General features: G+C 63.6%; 19 protein-coding genes and 1 pseudogene. 9 read left to right on the top strand and 11 right to left on the bottom strand.

Going from position 1 to position 17622, the window contains the following annotated elements:
- Window positions 1-16: 16 nt before the first annotated feature.
- The 3 genes and pseudogenes from gliR to GDH07_RS32995 form a co-directional block, all read right to left on the bottom strand.
- Entirely contained in the window at window positions 17-1045 is a 1029-nt protein-coding gene (gliR, locus tag GDH07_RS30860) for an AraC family transcriptional regulator GliR (protein ID WP_022638962.1), read from the bottom strand.
- A gap of 151 nt (window positions 1046-1196) precedes the next feature.
- Window positions 1197-1901, bottom strand: a complete 705-nt coding sequence (locus GDH07_RS33000; protein ID WP_371857918.1) for a methyl-accepting chemotaxis protein — start codon at window positions 1899-1901, stop codon at window positions 1197-1199.
- A 201-nt stretch (window positions 1902-2102) separates the two neighbouring features.
- A pseudogene (locus GDH07_RS32995) lies at window positions 2103-2981 on the bottom strand (methyl-accepting chemotaxis protein); the annotation flags it as partial.
- Window positions 2982-3475: 494 nt separating this feature from the next.
- Between GDH07_RS32995 and pmrG the strand changes: the two are divergent.
- A complete protein-coding gene (gene pmrG / locus GDH07_RS30850) occupies window positions 3476-4153 on the top strand; it encodes a lipopolysaccharide core heptose(II)-phosphate phosphatase PmrG (RefSeq protein WP_425502178.1) in 678 nt (225 codons plus the stop codon).
- A gap of 35 nt (window positions 4154-4188) precedes the next feature.
- Here the strand turns inward: pmrG and GDH07_RS30845 are convergent, their stop codons facing one another.
- From GDH07_RS30845 to GDH07_RS30835, 3 genes are all read right to left on the bottom strand, one after another.
- A complete protein-coding gene (locus tag GDH07_RS30845) occupies window positions 4189-4767 on the bottom strand; it encodes a DUF2589 domain-containing protein (RefSeq protein ID WP_022638964.1) in 579 nt (192 codons plus the stop codon).
- A gap of 68 nt (window positions 4768-4835) precedes the next feature.
- Window positions 4836-5492 (bottom strand): DUF2589 domain-containing protein, encoded by a 657-nt coding sequence (locus GDH07_RS30840; protein WP_022638965.1) that lies wholly within the window; start codon window positions 5490-5492, stop codon window positions 4836-4838.
- An 81-nt stretch (window positions 5493-5573) separates the two neighbouring features.
- Window positions 5574-5957 (bottom strand): hypothetical protein, encoded by a 384-nt coding sequence (locus tag GDH07_RS30835; RefSeq protein WP_053136841.1) that lies wholly within the window; start codon window positions 5955-5957, stop codon window positions 5574-5576.
- Window positions 5958-6125: 168 nt separating this feature from the next.
- Here GDH07_RS30835 and GDH07_RS30830 point away from each other — a divergent pair, with 168 nt between their 5' ends.
- On the top strand, window positions 6126-6683 hold the full coding sequence (locus tag GDH07_RS30830; protein ID WP_022638967.1) for a pesticin C-terminus-like muramidase: 558 nt from the start codon (window positions 6126-6128) through the stop codon (window positions 6681-6683).
- 38 nt (window positions 6684-6721) lie between these two features.
- Here the strand turns inward: GDH07_RS30830 and GDH07_RS30825 are convergent, their stop codons facing one another.
- Entirely contained in the window at window positions 6722-7180 is a 459-nt protein-coding gene (locus GDH07_RS30825) for a hypothetical protein (RefSeq protein WP_152899751.1), read from the bottom strand.
- 359 nt (window positions 7181-7539) lie between these two features.
- On the opposite strand from GDH07_RS30825, the gene GDH07_RS30820 reads away from it, so the two are divergent.
- The gene (locus GDH07_RS30820; RefSeq protein WP_343038363.1) at window positions 7540-7875 is read left to right on the top strand and encodes a hypothetical protein; all 336 of its coding nucleotides are present in this window, start codon (window positions 7540-7542) and stop codon (window positions 7873-7875) included.
- Between the two features lie 76 nt (window positions 7876-7951).
- Here GDH07_RS30820 and GDH07_RS30815 read toward each other — a convergent pair whose 3' ends face one another.
- Both GDH07_RS30815 and GDH07_RS30810 read right to left on the bottom strand, forming a co-directional pair.
- Window positions 7952-9418 (bottom strand): ArnT family glycosyltransferase, encoded by a 1467-nt coding sequence (locus GDH07_RS30815; RefSeq protein WP_152899750.1) that lies wholly within the window; start codon window positions 9416-9418, stop codon window positions 7952-7954.
- Between the two features lie 234 nt (window positions 9419-9652).
- Entirely contained in the window at window positions 9653-10153 is a 501-nt protein-coding gene (locus tag GDH07_RS30810) for a hypothetical protein (protein ID WP_022638971.1), read from the bottom strand.
- A gap of 368 nt (window positions 10154-10521) precedes the next feature.
- Between GDH07_RS30810 and GDH07_RS30805 the strand changes: the two genes are divergently transcribed.
- On the top strand, window positions 10522-10839 hold the full coding sequence (locus GDH07_RS30805) for a hypothetical protein (RefSeq protein WP_022638973.1): 318 nt from the start codon (window positions 10522-10524) through the stop codon (window positions 10837-10839).
- Between the two features lie 52 nt (window positions 10840-10891).
- Here the strand turns inward: GDH07_RS30805 and GDH07_RS30800 are convergent, their stop codons facing one another.
- The gene (locus GDH07_RS30800; protein WP_152899749.1) at window positions 10892-11674 is read right to left on the bottom strand and encodes an AraC family transcriptional regulator; all 783 of its coding nucleotides are present in this window, start codon (window positions 11672-11674) and stop codon (window positions 10892-10894) included.
- 115 nt (window positions 11675-11789) lie between these two features.
- On the opposite strand from GDH07_RS30800, the gene GDH07_RS30795 reads away from it, so the two are divergent.
- The 3 genes from GDH07_RS30795 (at window position 11790) to GDH07_RS30785 (ending at window position 14929) form a co-directional block, all read left to right on the top strand.
- The gene (locus tag GDH07_RS30795; RefSeq protein WP_152899748.1) at window positions 11790-12662 is read left to right on the top strand and encodes an EamA family transporter; all 873 of its coding nucleotides are present in this window, start codon (window positions 11790-11792) and stop codon (window positions 12660-12662) included.
- Between the two features lie 110 nt (window positions 12663-12772).
- The gene (locus tag GDH07_RS30790) at window positions 12773-14413 is read left to right on the top strand and encodes an ArnT family glycosyltransferase (protein WP_152899747.1); all 1641 of its coding nucleotides are present in this window, start codon (window positions 12773-12775) and stop codon (window positions 14411-14413) included.
- Between the two features lie 66 nt (window positions 14414-14479).
- A complete protein-coding gene (locus GDH07_RS30785) occupies window positions 14480-14929 on the top strand; it encodes a GNAT family N-acetyltransferase (protein ID WP_152899746.1) in 450 nt (149 codons plus the stop codon).
- A gap of 66 nt (window positions 14930-14995) precedes the next feature.
- Here GDH07_RS30785 and GDH07_RS30780 read toward each other — a convergent pair whose 3' ends face one another.
- Window positions 14996-15934 (bottom strand): cyclase family protein, encoded by a 939-nt coding sequence (locus GDH07_RS30780; protein ID WP_152899745.1) that lies wholly within the window; start codon window positions 15932-15934, stop codon window positions 14996-14998.
- A gap of 239 nt (window positions 15935-16173) precedes the next feature.
- Between GDH07_RS30780 and GDH07_RS30775 the strand changes: the two genes are divergently transcribed.
- Window positions 16174-16425, top strand: coding sequence for a helix-turn-helix transcriptional regulator (locus tag GDH07_RS30775; RefSeq protein ID WP_022638979.1), 252 nt, complete (start codon window positions 16174-16176; stop codon window positions 16423-16425).
- Window positions 16425-17621: a type II toxin-antitoxin system HipA family toxin gene (locus GDH07_RS30770; RefSeq protein WP_152899744.1), complete on the top strand. Its 1197-nt coding sequence runs from the start codon at window positions 16425-16427 to the stop codon at window positions 17619-17621. Before GDH07_RS30775 ends, GDH07_RS30770 begins: the two co-directional genes overlap by 1 nt.
- The last annotated feature ends 1 nt before the right edge of the window (window position 17622 follow it).

Here is a 17622-nt window from a genome sequence, read left to right as displayed (position 1 = left end):
AAGGCCCGGCCGGGATTCAAGGCCCGGCGGGACCGCGGTGCTTCTGGCGATACTCTCCGGGAGGCATGCCGGTGCGGGTCTTGAAGCTGCGATGGAACGAGCGGGGCTCGGTGAAGCCCAGGCGATCGGCGATGGCCTGGATCGACAGCTCGCTGTGCAGCAGGTGGTGCTCGGCCAGTTCCTGGCGCAGGTCGTCGAGGATCTGCTGGTAGGAGGTGCCGGCCTTGAGCAGCTGGCGCTGCAAGGTACTGACCGACACTTGCAGCTGTTCGGCCACCTGTTCCTTGCGCGGCAGGCCATCCTTGAGCAGTTGGCGCAGGACGTTCTGCACCTGCAGCGCCACCGGCGCATCGGCCAGCGAGGCCATCATCGTCTGGGCATGGTCTTCCAGGGTCTTGAGCAGCCGCGCATCGGCCTGGCGCAGGGGCAATTGCAGGTAGTGCAGGGGGGCCACCAGGGCCGAGCAGGGTTGCTGGAACAGCACCGGGCAGCCGAATAGCGCCTCGTATTGTTCGAGCCGGGCCAGTTCCGGCAGTGGATGCTCGAACCACACCGCACCTGGCGAAAGCTGCGAGTCGGCGATCCAGCGGGCATACAGCAGCCAGGAGGCGAGCACGTTTTCCACCAGATGCCGGCGGATATCCGGGCGTTGGTGGCGGCAGCTCCAGATCAGGCGTACTTCGTCGCCTAGCACTTCGGCGCGGCTGGTGCCCATGTCCCCCACCAGTTTCTCGAACGGCATGATGCGGCCCATGGCTTCGCCCAGGGTCGCGCAGTTCATGGTGATGTAGCCCAACACGTTCCAGGACCCGGGCTTGACGAAGCGTGCCGAGTTGAGCCCGAACAGCGGGTCGCCCGAATGCAGGCAGAAGTAGTCCAGCAGGCGTTCGTGGACCTCTACCGGCAGGCGCAGGCTGGTGTCGTTCAACTGCGCTGCCTGCAAGCCGGCGGCTGCCAGCGCCGGTTCCGTGGCGATACCCAGCTGCTCGGCATAGAGCAGGTACTTGAGCAGGGGCGGGACCGAGGTAAAACCGAGGCTGGGCATGATTGGGTTCCTGGCAACGAATCCTTCGGACAGCAGGATGGAGACCGGGAAAGGTAAGGGCAAACCGCGAACGCTGTAAATGCCTGTCCGGCAGACCTCATGTAGCCGCTGCCGAAGGCTGCGGCTACATGAGCGAAGGACGCGCTACAAGTCAGACGCGGAAGTGGCTGACCATCATTTGCAGTTGGCCGCCCAGGCGGGCCAGCTCGACACTGGAGGCCGCGGTTTCCTCGCTGGCGGCGGCGGTCTGTTCCGACACATCGCGCACGTTGATGATGCTGCGGCTGATCTCCTCGGCCACGGCGCTCTGTTCTTCGGCAGCGGCGGCGATCTGCTGGTTCATCGACTGGATGTTGGACACCGTGCGGGTGATGTTCTCCAGGGAGGCACCGGCCTTGCGCGTCAGGTCGACACTGCTGTCGGTCAGCACCCGGCTGTTGTGCATCACGGTCGCCACTTGCTGGGTACCGTTCTGCAGGCCGGCCACCAGTTCCTCGATCTCCTCGGTGGACTTCTGGGTGCGCTGGGCCAGGGCCCGGACCTCGTCGGCCACCACCGCGAAACCACGACCGGCTTCACCGGCGCGGGCGGCTTCGATGGCGGCGTTCAGGGCCAGCAGGTTGGTCTGTTCGGCCACGGCCTTGATCACGTCCATGACGCTGCCGATCTTGTCGCTTTCCTGTTGCAGCATGTTCATGGCGTCGGTGGAGCGCACCACTTCGCTGGCCAGGCGCTCGATCTGCTCGATGGCCTGTGCCACCACTTTGTCGCCTTCGCGGGCTTCGCCATCGGCGGCGGCCGCAGCCTGGGAGGCTTCCTCGGCGTTGCGCGCGACTTCCTGCACGGTGGCGGTCATCTCGTGCATGGCGGTGGCCACCTGGTCGGTCTCGACTTTCTGGCTGTTGACCCCGGCGCTGGTTTCCTCGGTCACCGCCGACAGTTCCTCGGCGGCGCTGGCTATCTGGGTCACGCCGTCGCGGATACCGCCGATCAGCTCGCGCAGGGTCACGCCCATGCGGGCGATGCCTTGTTGCAGCACGCCCAGTTCGTCACGACGGGTGACGTGCAGGTCCTGGGTCAGGTCGCCGGAGGCAATACGCTCGACCGCTACCAGGGTCTCGCGCAGCGGACGGGTGATCTGGCGGGTGATGATCACCGCAGCCAGCACGCCCACCAGCAGCGCCAGCAGGGTGCTGGTCAGTTGCAGGCTACGGGCCTGGGCACTTTCGACATCGCGGCGATCCAGCTGGATCTGGTACAGGGCATCGCTGCGCTCGACGATATCGGCGCCTTGGTCGGTCATTTCCTTGCGCGCCTGCACGGCGTCGGAGAAGGCTGCCTTGAAGGTCTGCAGCGAGCTGCGGTAGCCGGTCAGGGCGGTGGTCAGGCGTTGCAGGACATCGCCCTGGGTGCGGCTGAAGTGCTTGTTCAGTTGCTCGAGCTCAGTGATCGCGGCGTTGAGCTGGGCGACGGCCTTCTGCTCGGTCTCCGGGTTGCTGGTGGTGACGTAGCCACGCACTTCATAGCGGGCCAGCTGGAAGGCTTCCTTGGCCTCGGTGATGGCCTGGAACTGCTCGAAACGCTCGTCGCTCAGGGGCATCTGCTTGACCCGCTCGTTGATCCCGTTGATCAGGTCGTTGGCGTCGTCGGCATTCTGGTTCATGGTCTGGCGCGCGGCGTTGCCGGTGCGGTAGGCGTTGCGCATCTTGTTCAGCGAGTCCTGGTAGGCGGCGATGGTCGCGCCCAGGCCTTGCAGCAGCTTGATGTTCTCCGGGCTCTGGAACGACGCCAGGAGCTTCTTCTGCTGGGCGCTGAAGTCGTCCAGGGTGACCTGGACATTCTGCGCGGCGGTTTCGTCGCCGTTGGTCAGCATGTATTGCAGGCGGGTGACCCGCAGCTTGGTCAGGCCGATGTTCAACTGGGTGATGTCGCTCATCCAGTTGCTGCGGTCGATCATGCCGCCCAGGCTGGTCCAGCCGGTCAGTGCAAGAATGGTGGTCAGGGCCAGGACCAGGCCGAAGCCCAGGCCCAACTTAAGGTTGACGCTGATGTTGGCGAACCAGCTATTCATTGAATTCCTCCAGGAACGTAGCGCTTCTTGATCTCAGTTGGCCGGAAGATTGTTGTTCTTGGTGACCAGCAAGGTGATTTGTAGGGGGTATATCGGCGGGATGTGCCATAGCTAAAACGATTTCGTCGGCATTGCGCCAAGACAATGTTTCAGGCTTTAACGGCTATTTTGCGGGATGAACCACCTGTGCGTTGAGCTTTTTTTCACATTGATTTCACCGCTGCCCCACGGTCATCCCCCTAGAGTCTGGCCGGTCGCTGCCCTTGGGCATGCGGCGCAACTCGTCTGCCACCAGGCCTGCCTGGCCTCGGCACGGGTTGCTCGATATCCCGGATCATTCTCTGAAGGGCGACTGGAACGTGACCACAAGACTGGTATTGGCGCAGGCCAGGGGCCCATCCCTGGGGCGCACCCTGGCCCGTTACAAGCGGCATCTGGCGTGGTTGCTGGGCCTGGGCCTGAGCCTTTTGGCGGGCCTGTACCTGCTCCAGCCGGCGGCGGTTCCCGACCTGGCCCACGGCAATGCCAGTGGGCTCAAGGCATTGGCCAGCAGCTGGGCCAAGGGCGACGTGATCGCCCTGGTGCGCCATGTGGAGCGCTGCGACCATTCCAATGCCCCTTGCCTGGGGCCGGCCGACGGTATCACCGACCGCGCCCGGGACGTGGCGGTGGGGCTCGGCGCCCGGTTCGAGCAACTGGGCCTTGCGCGGACCGACATCTACAACAGCCCCCTGACCCGCACCGCGCAGACTGCCGGCTACATGTTCAGCAAGGTCAGCAGCGGCGACAACTGGCTCTTCAACTGCAAGGGCAGCATGTTGCGCGACGCCCTGGCGCACAAGGTCGCCGGACACAACCTGGTGTTGGTGACCCACAGTGAATGCATGGCGCAACTGGAACGCGACCTGAAGCTGGCGACCCCGACCCTGGGATACGGCTCGGCCCTGTTCGTCACCACCGACACCCTGGACGGCGCCCCGCAGATGCTCGGGTCGATCGAGGCCAGCGACTGGCGCTCGGTGGACTTCAAGCGCTGAGGCGAGCGCGCGGCGCGCCCTGGACGCTGGCGGCTTCAAGGCATCAGCAAGTCTGCTTCTTCAGGCTGGCCGGGCCGCGGTGGCAGGTTCGGCGGGGCATCGCTGAGCCGCTGCGGGCTGATCAGGTTGGTGAACTCTTCGATCAGGCGCTGGATCGCCTCCGGCGGCTCGCAATCGCGAAACTCCATGCTGATCTGCACCTCGTCGGGGTCGCGCTCATGGCCTTCGCGCTTGCCGTGGCCGAAGGTGACGAAGAACTTCTCGCACTGCAGTTCACCGTTCTCCAGGTCGTGGGTGGCCTTCTGCAGTTCGGTGCCTTGCATGCGCACCGAGAGGTCGACGGTCATCTTGTGCAGGGCCAAGCCCTTGGGCGAGACCAGGGCAATCAACGGGACGTTGATGATGTGCTGGTCGTTGAGCGCCACCTCGACCATCTTGGCTTTCATCGGCGTGCCCAGGTCGTTGACGTCGTAGTCGAAGAACTGGTCGAACAGCTTGATGTACTGCTGGGCGATCAGGTTGTGGGTCGCGGCCGCAGCCTGGTGCATGCCCCGGGTGATGTGGCTCAGGTCGCTGGCGGACATGGGCTCCTTGCGGCGGGAAAAAAACGCCATGGATCACGCTCCTGGTTAGGTGGCTTAAGTGCCCCGCCGGGTGGGGCGGGGCTCGTTGGCAGAGGCAATCACTCTTTGTCTTTTTTCTTTTCCGCAGGCGCATCAGGCTGCTTCAGCGTATTGGCGGTGGGTAGCTTGTCGGTGTCGGTCGCGGTGGCATTGGGCAGCATTACCGGCTTGGTCGCCGCATCGGTGAGGAAGTCGATCACCCGCATCAGGGCTTCCGGTGGGTCCTGGCGGACGATCTTGGTGTTGATGGCATAGCGTGCGCGGGTATCGGTCTTGCGGGTCTGGGTGGACTTGTGGCTCGCTGCGCCCTTGACCGAGACGCTGAAGGGTCCCCAGCCCATCTTCGCCTCGAAGCTGCCGGAGGCTTCGGTGGAACTGGTGTCCTCGGCCATCTGGCTGATGGTCAGCTCGAATTCGATCGAGCCTTCCTCGATGGTGATGTTGGGGTGACTGATGGCCGCCAGCAGCGGGATGCGCATCGACTTCTTCACCGTGCCCTTGTAGACGCCCTGATCATCCACCAGGGTCTCGTCGTAGTCGAACTGCACCGATACCGCCTGGCCGTTCTGGATGCACACGCCCATCAGGAAGTCCGCGTAGGCTTTGCTCGCGGCGACCTGCGCCTGGATCATCGCCATCAATGGACCGGTGATCATCTTGTCCAGGGGCAGGGCGGCTATCACGCCGCCGATCAGGCCCTTGTCTATTTCTGCCATGGTCTTTCTCCTTGTCGTCTATGCGCTGGTTGCGCACTTGCAGCCTATGCGGGCCGCTGTCGACGCTTCAGCGGGAAGCGATTACCGGGGAGTGTTGGCGTCCAGGCGACGGATGTTGCCGATCTGCCGCAGGCTCAGGCCGTACTTGTCGGCCAGTACGCTGCGGGAGATCCCTCCCAGGCTTTCCAGCTGGATATGTTGGTTGCGGATCTGCCGGCAGAAGTGATCGGCCTTGGGAATTTCCAGGGCCAGGCCGGCGAAACGCTCGATCAGCGCGTCGAGGGCTTCCGGTGGCAGGAGCAGGGCCAGGGACGTGCGTTCGGCGTGCTTGGGGATGTACTTGGGGCGGCCACCGTATTCGCAGGTCAGGCGATAGGCGTTTTCCAGGCCAATGCAATCGATGAGGGCCTGGAGCGAATGGGGAAGTTGGCGAACATCGATAAGGCTGAGGTCTTTTACGTCCATTTGGTACCTCCTTGGAATTATGGATAAAGCCGGTTCGATCCTAAGGAGGTGTTGGTTCCTCTTTGCAGTGGGAAATATCCCCCTTATTGCGGGGAACTATTACAGCCTGACGCTGTATCGGTCGTGGGTGTTGCACTGGATTTTCTTCAACTGGATGAGGGAATTCCCATGTCGCGCTATTCGATCGATTTCAATTTCATCTCCGAACGAGAAGGCGGCGCCCGCACCAAGGGGTATGTGCCCGCCATTGCCCATAGCAAGAGCGGGGTCACGATTGCCACCGGTTTCGACCTGGGGCAGCGCAAGCTGGCGGATCTGCAGGCGCTCAAGCTGCCGGCGGACCTGGTGCGGCGCCTGAGCCCCTATCTGTTCCTGACCACCGTGGACGCGCAGGCTGCACTCGACGAGAACCCCTTGACCATCAGCCCTGATGAAGCGCGCCTGATCGATGAGGCATTCAAGGCACCCTTCATCGAGCAGTTGGCGAAGAAATATGCCGCAGCCAGTGGGCGGGACTTCGCCCAGTTGCCGGCGCCAGCGCAGACGGTGATTGCCTCGGTGGCCTTTCAGTACGGAGACCTGGCCAGCCGCACGCCGAATTTCTGGCGCCAGGTGATTGCTTGCGACTGGGCCCAGGCGGTGGCCAACCTGCGCAACTTCGGTGATATCTACAAGAGCCGGCGCGGCAAGGAGGCCGACCTGCTGAGCTCGCAACTCAAGCCGTGAACAGCACCGCCCGGGCCAAGGTCCGGGCGGTCTGGTTCTCAAGGGCAGGGCAAGGCGAGGAGCAGGCTGACACTGGCCATGGCGCCGGCGTCATCGGGGCGAGTGCTGGCGGGCAAGGTGCGCCAGTCCACCAGCAGGCACAGGGCGTTGACCGGCAGGTTGGCGATGCTGCCGATGGGGGCGGTGAATTCGTAGCGGTACAGCGCCTGGGTGGTGTTTTTGGCCCAGACGCTGGTGGCGCTGCCCAAGGTGGTATGGGCCATGTCCGGCAGCTTGTCCTGGCTGATGGTGAAGCGCGGATGCTCGCCCTGCAGGGCAAATGCCCCGTTGTCCCGGGAGCGTTTCCACATCTGCTGCCACTGGTTGCCGGCGGCGGCTTGCTCCAGTGTGGCGGCGTAGGCCTTCAGGGTTGCAGGAGGGGTGCTGGTGGTTTCCAGGGCCTGGGCGGCGCCGGCAAGCAGGCCCAGGGCAATGATCAGTGAACGCAGAATCAACATGGGGTACTCCTTTCCAGTCCCTCGCGGGGCTGGTACGCAAACAGGGCAAGGATCTTGGCGCAATCGCGCCGTCCACAGGCAAGGCTTGGCGGGGGCTAGGCAAGCCCGGTGCCGCCCTTGCTCGTCGACGGTTTGCGAACCTTGGCCTGGCTTCGGGTGGTGCTGACAGTGATGGTCATGACTGACTCCTTGAGGGAATGCCCATGGGGGCGCCGGTCATGGTTGCAACAGTGGCGGGGGGGTATCAGCGGGAAAGGATTCAAGGGGTGTGCCTGCGCGGATGGGCATTTCAGGGCGCGGCGAGTACAGTGCCGGCGCCCGAGAAATGAATCCCGGGCGCTTTTCCATGGAGTTGCGTTGTGAAATACATCAGTAAAGTCGTTGCTTGCGCCTGTCTCGGCCTGGCGCTTGCCGGTTGCACTGGCACCCCGATGAAAACCCAGCAACTGGACAGCAGCCAGTACACGGTCATCGGCCACAGTGAAGCGACCGCCACCGGGATCATGCTGTTCGGGTTCATCCCGATCCAGCAGAACAGCCGTTTCGTGCGCGCCCAGAATGCTGCCATCAAGGCCAAGGGCGGCGATGCGCTGATCAATACCCAGGTCCAGGAAAACTGGTTCTGGGCCTGGGTGCTCAACGGCTACACCACCAAGGTCTCCGGTGACGTGGTCAAGCTGAAGAACCCGCAGTAATCCTGCGCTTGCCGGGTGCGACCTACTCGGCCCGACAAGCTCGACGGCACCCGGATGGGTGCCGTTTTTGTTTCTGTCAGTTGGCGGGCGCCAGGTTGACGAAGTAGTAGGCCTGGCGTCCTACCATCAGCGTCTTTTGTATTTGCAGCGGTGGTTTGGGAGCCTCGGCACCGCCGAGCACCGCCATGTGGCGGGGCGACTCGGCGAGAAATGCCATGAGTTGCGACTCGGTCTGCAGATCTCCGAGCAGACGCTGGGTGTAGAACACGCTGGCCCCGGCGATGCGCTCGTTGGCCTGGTACAGCGCCAACTGGTGGCCGTCGGCCTCGAGCGCCATGATCTGGTCGGTTACCGGCACGAACGACAGTTCACGGTCCAGGCGCGGGGCGAACCACTGTGCATTGGCCAGGTAGAGGGCGACCACCAGGCTCATGAGGGCAATGACCAGGCCCTTGCGTCGGCGCCCCACCGCGCTCCAGAAACCATTGCCGTCAGCACGCCGGGCGAGGCGCTGGTACAGCACCGCCCCGTACTCGGCCGCCAGCACCGCTGCCGCCGGGGTCAGCGACATCAAGTACACGGTGCGCTTGCTCGACGCCAGGCACAGCAGGGTGAACTGCGCCAGCAGCCAGATCACGAAGAACAGCAGGTAGCGGTTGTTCGCCAGTTCCTTGCGCCAGTGCCACAGGCCCAGGTAGACCAGGATGTTCCACGGCAGGAAGGCCTGGGGCAGCTTGGCCAGGTAGTAATAGAAGGGTTCGTAGTGGCCGGCCTCGACGAAGGAGCCGCCGAAGCGTCCGATGCTGTTGGTCCACAGCACTTCCGCCAGGGCGGCCGTGCCGCCGCGCTGGTACAGCAGCGCCAGCCAGATCGCCAGGGGTACCAAGCCCACCAGGGTCAGCAACGCAGGGCGCACCCAGTGGCCCAGGGCCAGGCGCTTGGCAAGCAGGCTGTCCACCAGCAGGTAGGCGAAGATCACCACCCCCGGCATGGCCAGGCCCAGCACTCCCTTGCTCAGGGTGGCGATGGCGATGCCGGTGGCGAATGCCAGCCAGGCCAGGGGGGCGGGCTGGCGTTCCAGCTGGCGCCGGTGGGCCTGGAAGAATGCCAGCAGGGCCAGGGTCACGCCCAGGCTCAGCAGCGCATCCTCGCCCACGCCGCGTACGTTGCTCCAGTAGCTGGCCATGGTCGCCAGCATCAGCCCGGCCATCAGCGCTACCCCGGCAGGGCGTCCGAAACGCCGCAGCAGGCCATACAGCAGCATGACGCTGAACAGCCCGGCAAAGGCCGAGGCCAGGCGTACCGCCAGGGGCGTACCGCCGAAGGCGCGAATGGCGCCGGCATCGAGCCACAGGCTCAGCGGCGGTTTCTCCAGGAAGGGCACGCCAAACAGGCGCGGGGTGACCCAGTCATCGTCTAGATGCATCTGCATGGCGATCCCGGCGACCCGGGCTTCGGTGGAGCCCTGCAACTCATGGTTGCCCAGGGCGAAGAAGAACAGCAGGCAGGCCAGCAGGAACAACAGCGGGGCAGGTCGTGACATGGATGGCGTCCGGGGAGGCAGGCGAAGGCTGCGGTCAAGCGCCGGAGTATACGTAGGCGAGTCTTAACGAATTGTGAACAAGTGGAGGGTTTTGGTGCCGTGCCCCGCTGGAGCAGAGCGGGCGCCAGGCCGCTCCGCGGGTTCAGCTGTTGGTGGCTGGGAGCAAGTGGGCAGCCGGGCAAGCGGGTGGCCGACGCGACAGGACGGTGTCGACCACTGAGAAGCCGGATTCGATCAGGCCGAGGCTCGGCGCAGGTGACGCCCGGTGCGCCACCAGAACACCGCCCCCAGGAAGGCCCCGGAGCCTGTGAACAGCGGCGCCATGACCAAGTAGTCTTCAAGCTCGCCTGCTTTGGGCTCGACCTCGGGCGGGTCGGTGAAGAAGCTGCTCGAGAACATGCTGGCCACCACCGGCATGGTCGGCAGCGAGCCGAGGATGCCGCAGAACAGATAGATCAGCACGTTGCGCCAGGCGAAGCGCTGGGCCAGCCAGAAGAACAGCGCGCAGGGCAGGGCGGCCAGGATGCTGACCACCACGGTGATCAACAGCATCGCCTGCAGCGCGATGGAGAAGATATCGGTGAAGGTCGTCCACAGGGATGCGCTGCTGCTGGCCAGGATCAGCAGCGAGCACAACACCACCACCGCCAGGGCCAGTGCTGCAATACCGATGAAGTAGGTGGCGAACCATTCCAGCGGTTGCACGCTGCGAATGGCCGGGGAGTTATGAGGCATGGGAAGGGTCCGTTTCCAGCTGTTGATGATCGGTCCAAGGTTATCGACGGCGGCGGCGGTGCTGAGTGGAGTTTGTGTGGGTTTTGTGTGGGGCGCTTGCCGGTGGTGGATGACAGCTATCGCCGAAATACTCTATACAGGTGACGGCCCGCCGACCTTGCCGCGGGCCTTGTGCTTAGCCCACCCCAAAAGGAGATGGAGATGATCAAGTTCCTCAACGTAACCGAGTTGCCCCGTACCCCTGTGCATTGCCATGCCGGCTCCGTCAACGGAGCGATCAATGCCTGGGAGCTGAAAAATCGGGCTCTCAATACGAAGGGGTTTGTTTCATGTCCAAAGAATTACTCGGAGTTTCTGCTGTAGGGCTGATGGTGCTGGGCGAGTTCTGCGCCATCTACAGTGAAGTGGTGGTCGCGCGGCTGGCCCATGCCGGCAACACGGGGAGCAGCGGGCTCTTGGTGCCGGTGCTGATCATGTGCCTGGGCGGCCTTTGCCTGCTGGCGGCCTACTGGCTGGGATACATGGCGGTGGGGGATATCTGGATCGTCACCGTGGTCTCGGTGACTTCGCTGCTGCTCCTGGAACCGCTGGTGATCTGGGCGCTGTTCCAGCAGATGCCCGGGCGCGGTGCGCTGATCGGCTTCTGCCTGGGCGCGCTGGGCATGTTGTCCGCCGTGTTCCTGTAGCGCGGATCTCGCAGGCCGGGCCTGGCAGTTCAACTGCCGGGCCTGCGGCCTTTCAAGCCCGGTCCCGGACGAAGTAGCGACTGGGTGCCTGCCCCAGGAGCTTGCGAAACACCCCGGTGAAGGCGCTCGGGCTGCTATAGCCCAGGTCCATGGCCACCCGGGTCACGGACTCGCCATTGCCCAGGCGCACCACCGCGGCCAACAGGCAGGCTTGCTGGCGCCATTCCACGAAGCTGATGCCGGTGTGCTGGCGGAACAGGCGGGTGAAGGTGCGGCGGCTCATGCCGGCCCGTTGGGCCATTTCATCCAGTGGCCATTGCAGCGACGGCCGTTCCAGCAGGGTGCGGCAGGCCTTCATCAGGCGTGGCTCGGTGGGAAGCGGGGCATTGAGCGACAGCGGCGCCATGGCCGCGATCTCGTGCAGCAGCAGGCCCATCAACTGCTCGTGGGCCCCCTCGGTGGCGTAGTGCGCGGGAATGTCCACGGCACGCAGCAGCAACTGGCGCAGCAGCTCGGAAACCTCCAGCACCTGGCAATGCCCCGGCAGGCCCAGGCGTTGCGCCGCCTGCGGGTGGACATAGGTGTTGAGCATCAATACCGGGCCGCTCATGTGCATGGCGTGGGGCACTTCGGCGGGAACCCAGATCGCCCGGCGTGGCGGCACCACCCAGTTGCCCTGGTTGGTGAATACGCTGATCACCCCGCAAGCGGCGTAGGCGAACTGCCCACGCCGATGTTGGTGCTCGGCAAAGTGCTGTCCGTCCTGGTAGTCGATGGCGGTGACCAGCGCATCCCGGGGGGAATCCTGGTAGGGGTCGAGGGTGATTGGTGGCATGGCCCGAATCTACTGGTATATGACCTGATACTGCAAGCGGGCCAGCAGGCCGCGAGGTGATAGTGCCAGCCCGGTCGGGGATTGGCCCGCGGCCGCTTTCCACGGATCGTGCGACATGCAGAACAAACACTTGCTCCTGGCCTTGCTGGTGACGGCCTTGTGGGGCTTGAACTTTCCCATCACCAAGCTCGGATTGGCGAGCATCGACCCATTGCTGCTCACGGCCCTGCGTTTCACCCTGGCGGCGTTGCCCTGGGTGTTCCTGGTGCCACGGCCACAGGTGGCCCTGGGTTGGCTGGTGGCCTACGGATTGATCTTCGGCGTGGCCATGTGGGCGTTGATCAACCTGGGGATCGACCAGGGCGTCGCCCCTGGCACCGCATCCTTGCTGATTCAGTTCAGCGCGTTCTTTTCCCTGGGCTGGGGAGCCCTGTTGTTCGGCGAACGCCTGCGCCCGGCACAGTGGCTGGCCATGGCGATCGCCCTTTGGGGCCTGCTGCGGATCATCGGTTCCAGCCCCGGACAGGCCACCAGCCTGGGCTATGGTTTGCTATTGGCCAGCGCTTTCAGCTGGAGCCTGGGCAACGTGATCATCAAGCGCTGCGGGGTGCGCGAGGTATTCGCCTTCGTGGTCTGGGCCAGTCTCTTCGCGCCGCTGCCGTTGCTGGCGCTGACCTGGTTGGTCCATGGCCCGGCGCCCTTCGTGCAAGTGCTTGGGCAACTCCGCTGGAGCGCCGTGCTGTCGCTGTTGTTCCAGGTCTATGCCGCGACGCACTTCTGCTACTGGGGGTGGAACCTGCTGCTGCGTGAGTACCCGGTGTCACGGGTGGCGCCCTTGTCGCTGTTGATTCCGCTGTTCGGTACCGCAGGCTCGATGTTGTTGCTGGGCCAAGGCATCAGCTTGGACGACGGATTGTCCATGGCCCTGGTCCTGCTGGCGCTGGTGGTGGGCCAGGTGCGCTGGCGCCGGGTGGCGCTGGCCCGCTGACGAAGCGCAGCGGTTTTCAACGGACGTTCAGGCACTGTTCAGTGCTCGCTCCGGCAACATTGCCTGCTTTGCGCCGAGCCCTGGCAACGGCACTTTCTGGTGGAGCGAAGATGGTTCGAGAAAAACGTTTCGGTGCAGAGTCCTGGGCGGTGTACCTGGTGGCGCTGGTGTTGTTCACCTGGGGCATCTGGGACGAGCAGCCCCAGGGCTTCGATGGGCGCTGGGCGTTTTTCCTGCAGGAGATGTTCCGCCACGGTGCCAGTTTGTTTCCCACCACCTATGGCCAGCCCTATCCGGATTACCCCGGGACCGCGACCTTTCTCAGCTACCTGTTCGCCCAGGCATTCGGCGCCCCCAACCATCTGGCCAATATCCTGCCCACAGCCCTGGCCTCGGCCGGGGTGCTGGCCCTGCTGTATCGCTTGCTGGCGCCCCAGAGGCGGACCTGGGCCCTGCTGTCGGTACTGCTCACGGCGCTGACCAGCCAGTTGCTCGACAAGTCGCGCTCGGTTTGCCTGGACCAGATGATTTCCCTGTTGTGCCTGGGCGCTTTCTACCTGCTGCATTCCGGCGAGCAGCAGGGCTCGCGGTGGCGACAACTGGCGGTGTTGCCGCTGCTGGTGCTGGCTTTTGCCATCCGCGGGCCCCTGGGGTTGGTGGAGGTGTGTGGCGTGATCTGCTTCTACTGGTTGCTGGGCGATGCTCGTACCCCAGAAGCGCGCAAGGCGATGTTCACACGTGTAGTGGGTTACGGCATCGCGGGGCTGGTGCTCCTGGCCGGCTGCTGGTGGCTGTTGATGAAGCTTGCCTATATCAGTGGCGGTGACGGTTTTGTCCAGCAGGTCTACGGCATGCAGGTGCGTGGGCGCCTGGATGAAAGCGGCGAGCCGTTCTACTTCTACTTCCAGCTGTCGCTGTACCGTTACTTTCCGGTCGTGCCCCTGGCCCTGGCCACGCTCTGGGTGCTACGGCGCCAGTGGGCCCGACGCCATGTCGATGCGCAGTTGCAACTGGTGCTGCGCCTGGGAGCTTGTGGCTTGATGATCCTGGTCGGGCTGTCGCTGCCCCACTTCAAGCGCGCCTACTACATCCTGCCCATGGTGCCGATGTTCGCTGCCGTGGCGGCCTATGGCTTGCTCAACGCCAAGGGGTGGCTGGCCCGCCTGGGCCAGGGTTACCAGTGGCTGGTGGCCTTGTTGCCGGGGCTATGCATCGTGGTGTTGTTCATCCTGCGCCACAGCTGGCACAAGCACGGCTACTGGCCGCCGGTGTCGATGCCGTTGCTGGTCGTCATCTTCGCCTTGCTGCAAGCGCTGGCGTTGTATCACTGGCGGCGCACCGTGGCAGACCAGGGACGCCGCCTGGTGCTGCTCAGTGGCCTGGCCCTGGCGGCGCAATGGTTGCTGCTGGTATCGGTGCTGGACCCGGCCAAGGACCGGCAATACGACACCCGGGGCTTCGTCTCCCAGGTCGAGCGCTTGCGTGCCGAGCGCCCAGGGCCATTGGTGTTCTTCGACCTCGGCCAGGACACGGGGGCGGTGCGCTACATGATGAACCTGGACTACGACGAGCGTCCGCTGTTCGTCATGGGCGATGCTGCAGACCAGTTGAACCGGCTCCCCCACGGCTCCTGGGTGATAGTTGCACGCAAGGAGCGCGACAAGCTCCGAGGCACCTCGCTGGAACAGCTCCAACCGGTGTACGAGGGACGCCTGAACGACAATGCCAGCCTGGTGTTCAAGTTGCCCTAGCGCCTTGGCAACCGGCACTCCACAACGTAATTTGACCCTTTGACCAGGGCCAGGCAGGGAGCGCTCATGCAGTGTCAGGTACGGGAAGCCGCAGCGGCCGATGCCACGCGGATCAGCCAGGTGATCCTGGCGGCGCTGCTCACCAGCAATGCCCGGGATTACCCGGCAAGCGTGATCGAACGGGTCCGGCACAGTTTCACCGCCGCCGGGGTACTGCAACTGATGCAGCGCCGGCGGATGTTCGTCGCCTGGGTCGATGGCGTGCTGGTGGGTACCGCCAGCCTGGACGCCAATGTGGTGCGTACCATGTTCGTCGAGCCCTCCTGGCATAAGCGCGGTGTCGGTCGGCACCTGATGACCGTCTTGCAGCAAGCGGCCAGGGAGGCCGGCGAGCAGTCGTTGATTGTCCCGGCCTCGATCACCGCCGAAGGTTTTTACGCGCGCCTGGGGTTTCGCACGGTGCGCGAGCAGTTCGACGGCGAGGAGCGGACCCTGGTCATGGAGCGCCCGCTTTGAGGAAGGGCGATAAAAAAGCCGCGCCTTCCGAGAAGGGCGCGGCCGGGTCGTATCCGGGTCAGCCGATCAGTGGATCGCCACCGGGTTGATGTTGACCTGGGTCGAGCCTTTGTACAGCGGTTGGCCGAGGACGAACATGAACTCCCAGGCCTTGTCCCGGACCAGCGCCCGGCTGTCGATCAGCTCCAGGTTGTAGATGCCGTTCTTGGCCAGCATGTACTGGTTGACCGGGAACTCCTGGCCATCTTTGGCCGGGTAGATTTCCGAGGCCCAGGTGTCGCCGCCGAAGGCCACGATCTGCTTGTCCACCAGCCACTTGGCGGCCTCCATGCCGATACCGGGCTCGACCGCGAGGAATTTCTGGTTGTCCTTGCCGATCAGCTCCAGCCAGCCGGTGTTGAACAGCACCACGTCGCCCTTGCGGATGCTGACGCCCTGCAGGTCGAGGGCTTTCTGGATGTCAGCGACGGTGAACTCGGTCTTCTCCGGGACTATGGCCTCGCCGTAGACGGCGGTCATGTCCAGCACCACGCCCCGGGTCACGATCGGCGGCACTTTCTCGATGCCGAGCTTCTTCACGCCCTCGACGCTGACGAAGTCCGCCGCGCGATTGCCGTTGTAGTAGACGTTGTCGATACCGATGTGGCCGATCCCGTTGAGCTGGGTGCCGACCCCGGTCCAGCCCACCACCAGTTCATCGTTGAAGGTGAACTTGTTGGGCCCCAGGGAGGTACCGCCGGCTTCGCCGGGTTGCACGTTGGTCAGGTGGAAGCTGCGGTGGCGGAAGGCCGGCAGGTTCTTGTCGATGGGCACCGCCAGCGGGTAGGTCTTGCCGGTCTTGATCAGCTTCGCGGCATCGAGCACCGATTGGGCATCCAGCAGGTTGACCGCGCCGATCTCGTCTTGCGCGCCGTATTTGGAGGGGTACCACTTCTGGGTATCGGCGGCATGGGCCGCACCGATGGAAAACACCAGGGTGAAGGGCAGGATCAAGCGATTGAACATGGGAAAATCCTTGGCAGGTTGCAGTGGGGCCAAGGTACGTGGCGCGGCCTGGGGGAAACAGGCAGGTATGCTCAATACAGTTGTTCGTAGAAGTCAGCAATAGCGGCTGGAATCCGTATCGCCGATGGTCAGAAGCTGCTTTTCCTGGGGCCTCGAATGCAACTGGTCGGAGTCGCTTTGATGTTTTTTATAGGTAATGTATACGTTACTTTTATATTTGATTGTTACGTATATAGAACATGGATCATGCACTCATCACATTGCGTCTAGGTGAGCAGATTCGCCAGCGCCGCCTGAACCGCGGGTTGACCCAGGCCAGCTTGGCCTCCCTGGCGGGCATTACCCGGCAGAAAGTCATAACCATCGAAAGGGGCGATTTGTCGGTGGGCATGATGGCGTACGCACGAGTACTGGCAGCTCTGGACTGTGAGTTCACTCTGATGCCTGCCGCCATGCCCACGTTGGACGAGATCCAGGGAGTGTTCGAGTGATGCCGGCCATGCTGCAAGTGGCAACGCCAGAGGGTGGGAGCGGAAAGGTCTTCAATACCGCCGGGGACTATCTGTTTCGCTACCACGAAGACGCCGTGGCCCAGGCCGCTATCAGTCTGTTGATGCCTGTGCGCCTGGAGGAATACCGCTACCGCGAACTGCACCCGATTTTCCAGATGAACCTGCCGGAAGGTTATGTTCTGGAGCAGTTGCGCAACCGTCTGGCCAAGTTGGTGAGCATCGATCCCATGTTGCTGTTGGCCCTGTCTGGCAGCAGTTCTCCCATCGGCCGGGTAATGGTGCACTCCCCTGAAATCGATGCGCTCTTGCAACGCCAGCAGTTTGCCGGAGAACGGCTTGAGGAAATCCTGGCCTGGGACGGTACCGAGGATATTTTCGCTGGCCTGGTGGATCGCTACATCCTGCGCGCCGGTATCTCGGGTGTTCAGCCCAAGGTGCTGGTGCCTGAGCAGCAGGACACCATGCCAGCGCGTTTTACCTCGAAGACTTCCGACTTGATCATCAAAAGTGGCCGGGATGAGTTTCCAGGGCTGGCGATCAACGAATTTCTTTGTATGTCCATGGCCCGGGAGGCGGGAATTGCGGTTCCGGAGTTCTATCTATCCGCCAACGGCAAATTGTTCGTCATGCGTCGCTTCGATCGGGACGAGCGGCTCGACCCACTGGGGTTCGAGGACATGGCTGCGCTGATGGGGCTGGGCACCGAACAGAAGTACAGCAAGAGTTATTCGGCGATTGCCAAGGCAGTCCGCCTGTTCTGTGCGCCCGAGCACGTGCGGGGCTCGCTAGACCAGTTGTTTGCCATGGTAAGCCTGAGTTGCATCGTGGGTAATGGCGATGCCCACCTGAAGAATTTTGGCCTGTTGTACTCCGATCCTACCCAGCGCAACGCACGGCTTGCGCCGGCCTACGACATCGTCAATACCACCGCGTACATTCCGGAAGATGTCCTTGCACTGGATCTGCTTGGCAACAAGTCTCTGTTCTCTTCGCGCCAAGGCTTGCTGGAATTTGCCAGGGTCTGTGATGTAGCGCGGCCTGAAGAGGTCATTCGCGAGCAGCTACAAGTTGTGGAGCGAGTGTTGGCCCGTTCGCCAGAATGGGTTGAACAAGCACCGCAGGTCGTCGCCGCAATCAGGCAGTGTGCCGAGCCGTTCATGAGAACCTTCGGCTAGC

It is taken from the genome of Pseudomonas piscis, assembly GCF_009380155.1.
Classification (GTDB): domain Bacteria; phylum Pseudomonadota; class Gammaproteobacteria; order Pseudomonadales; family Pseudomonadaceae; genus Aquipseudomonas; species Aquipseudomonas piscis.
The sequence above is the reverse complement of the archived record's forward strand: the minus strand, read 5'-3'. Positions and strand labels throughout refer to the sequence as shown.

Coding starts and splice junctions, on each gene's coding strand:
- GDH07_RS30790 (WP_152899747.1), top strand. CDS start 12,773: ATGGTTCGAGAAAAACGTTTCGGTGCAGAGTCCTGGGCGGTGTACCTG.
- GDH07_RS30830 (WP_022638967.1), top strand. CDS start 6,126: ATGTCGCGCTATTCGATCGATTTCAATTTCATCTCCGAACGAGAAGGC.
- GDH07_RS30825 (WP_152899751.1), bottom strand. CDS start 7,180: ATGTTGATTCTGCGTTCACTGATCATTGCCCTGGGCCTGCTTGCCGGC.
- GDH07_RS30805 (WP_022638973.1), top strand. CDS start 10,522: ATGGTGCTGGGCGAGTTCTGCGCCATCTACAGTGAAGTGGTGGTCGCG.
- GDH07_RS30770 (WP_152899744.1), top strand. CDS start 16,425: ATGCCGGCCATGCTGCAAGTGGCAACGCCAGAGGGTGGGAGCGGAAAG.
- GDH07_RS33000 (WP_371857918.1), bottom strand. CDS start 1,901: ATGACCGCCACCGTGCAGGAAGTCGCGCGCAACGCCGAGGAAGCCTCC.
- GDH07_RS30795 (WP_152899748.1), top strand. CDS start 11,790: ATGCAGAACAAACACTTGCTCCTGGCCTTGCTGGTGACGGCCTTGTGG.
- GDH07_RS30775 (WP_022638979.1), top strand. CDS start 16,174: ATGGATCATGCACTCATCACATTGCGTCTAGGTGAGCAGATTCGCCAG.
- GDH07_RS30780 (WP_152899745.1), bottom strand. CDS start 15,934: ATGTTCAATCGCTTGATCCTGCCCTTCACCCTGGTGTTTTCCATCGGT.
- GDH07_RS30835 (WP_053136841.1), bottom strand. CDS start 5,957: ATGGACGTAAAAGACCTCAGCCTTATCGATGTTCGCCAACTTCCCCAT.
- GDH07_RS30810 (WP_022638971.1), bottom strand. CDS start 10,153: ATGCCTCATAACTCCCCGGCCATTCGCAGCGTGCAACCGCTGGAATGG.
- GDH07_RS30815 (WP_152899750.1), bottom strand. CDS start 9,418: ATGTCACGACCTGCCCCGCTGTTGTTCCTGCTGGCCTGCCTGCTGTTC.
- GDH07_RS30845 (WP_022638964.1), bottom strand. CDS start 4,767: ATGGCGTTTTTTTCCCGCCGCAAGGAGCCCATGTCCGCCAGCGACCTG.
- gliR (WP_022638962.1), bottom strand. CDS start 1,045: ATGCCCAGCCTCGGTTTTACCTCGGTCCCGCCCCTGCTCAAGTACCTG.
- GDH07_RS30840 (WP_022638965.1), bottom strand. CDS start 5,492: ATGGCAGAAATAGACAAGGGCCTGATCGGCGGCGTGATAGCCGCCCTG.
- GDH07_RS30785 (WP_152899746.1), top strand. CDS start 14,480: ATGCAGTGTCAGGTACGGGAAGCCGCAGCGGCCGATGCCACGCGGATC.
- GDH07_RS30800 (WP_152899749.1), bottom strand. CDS start 11,674: ATGCCACCAATCACCCTCGACCCCTACCAGGATTCCCCCCGGGATGCG.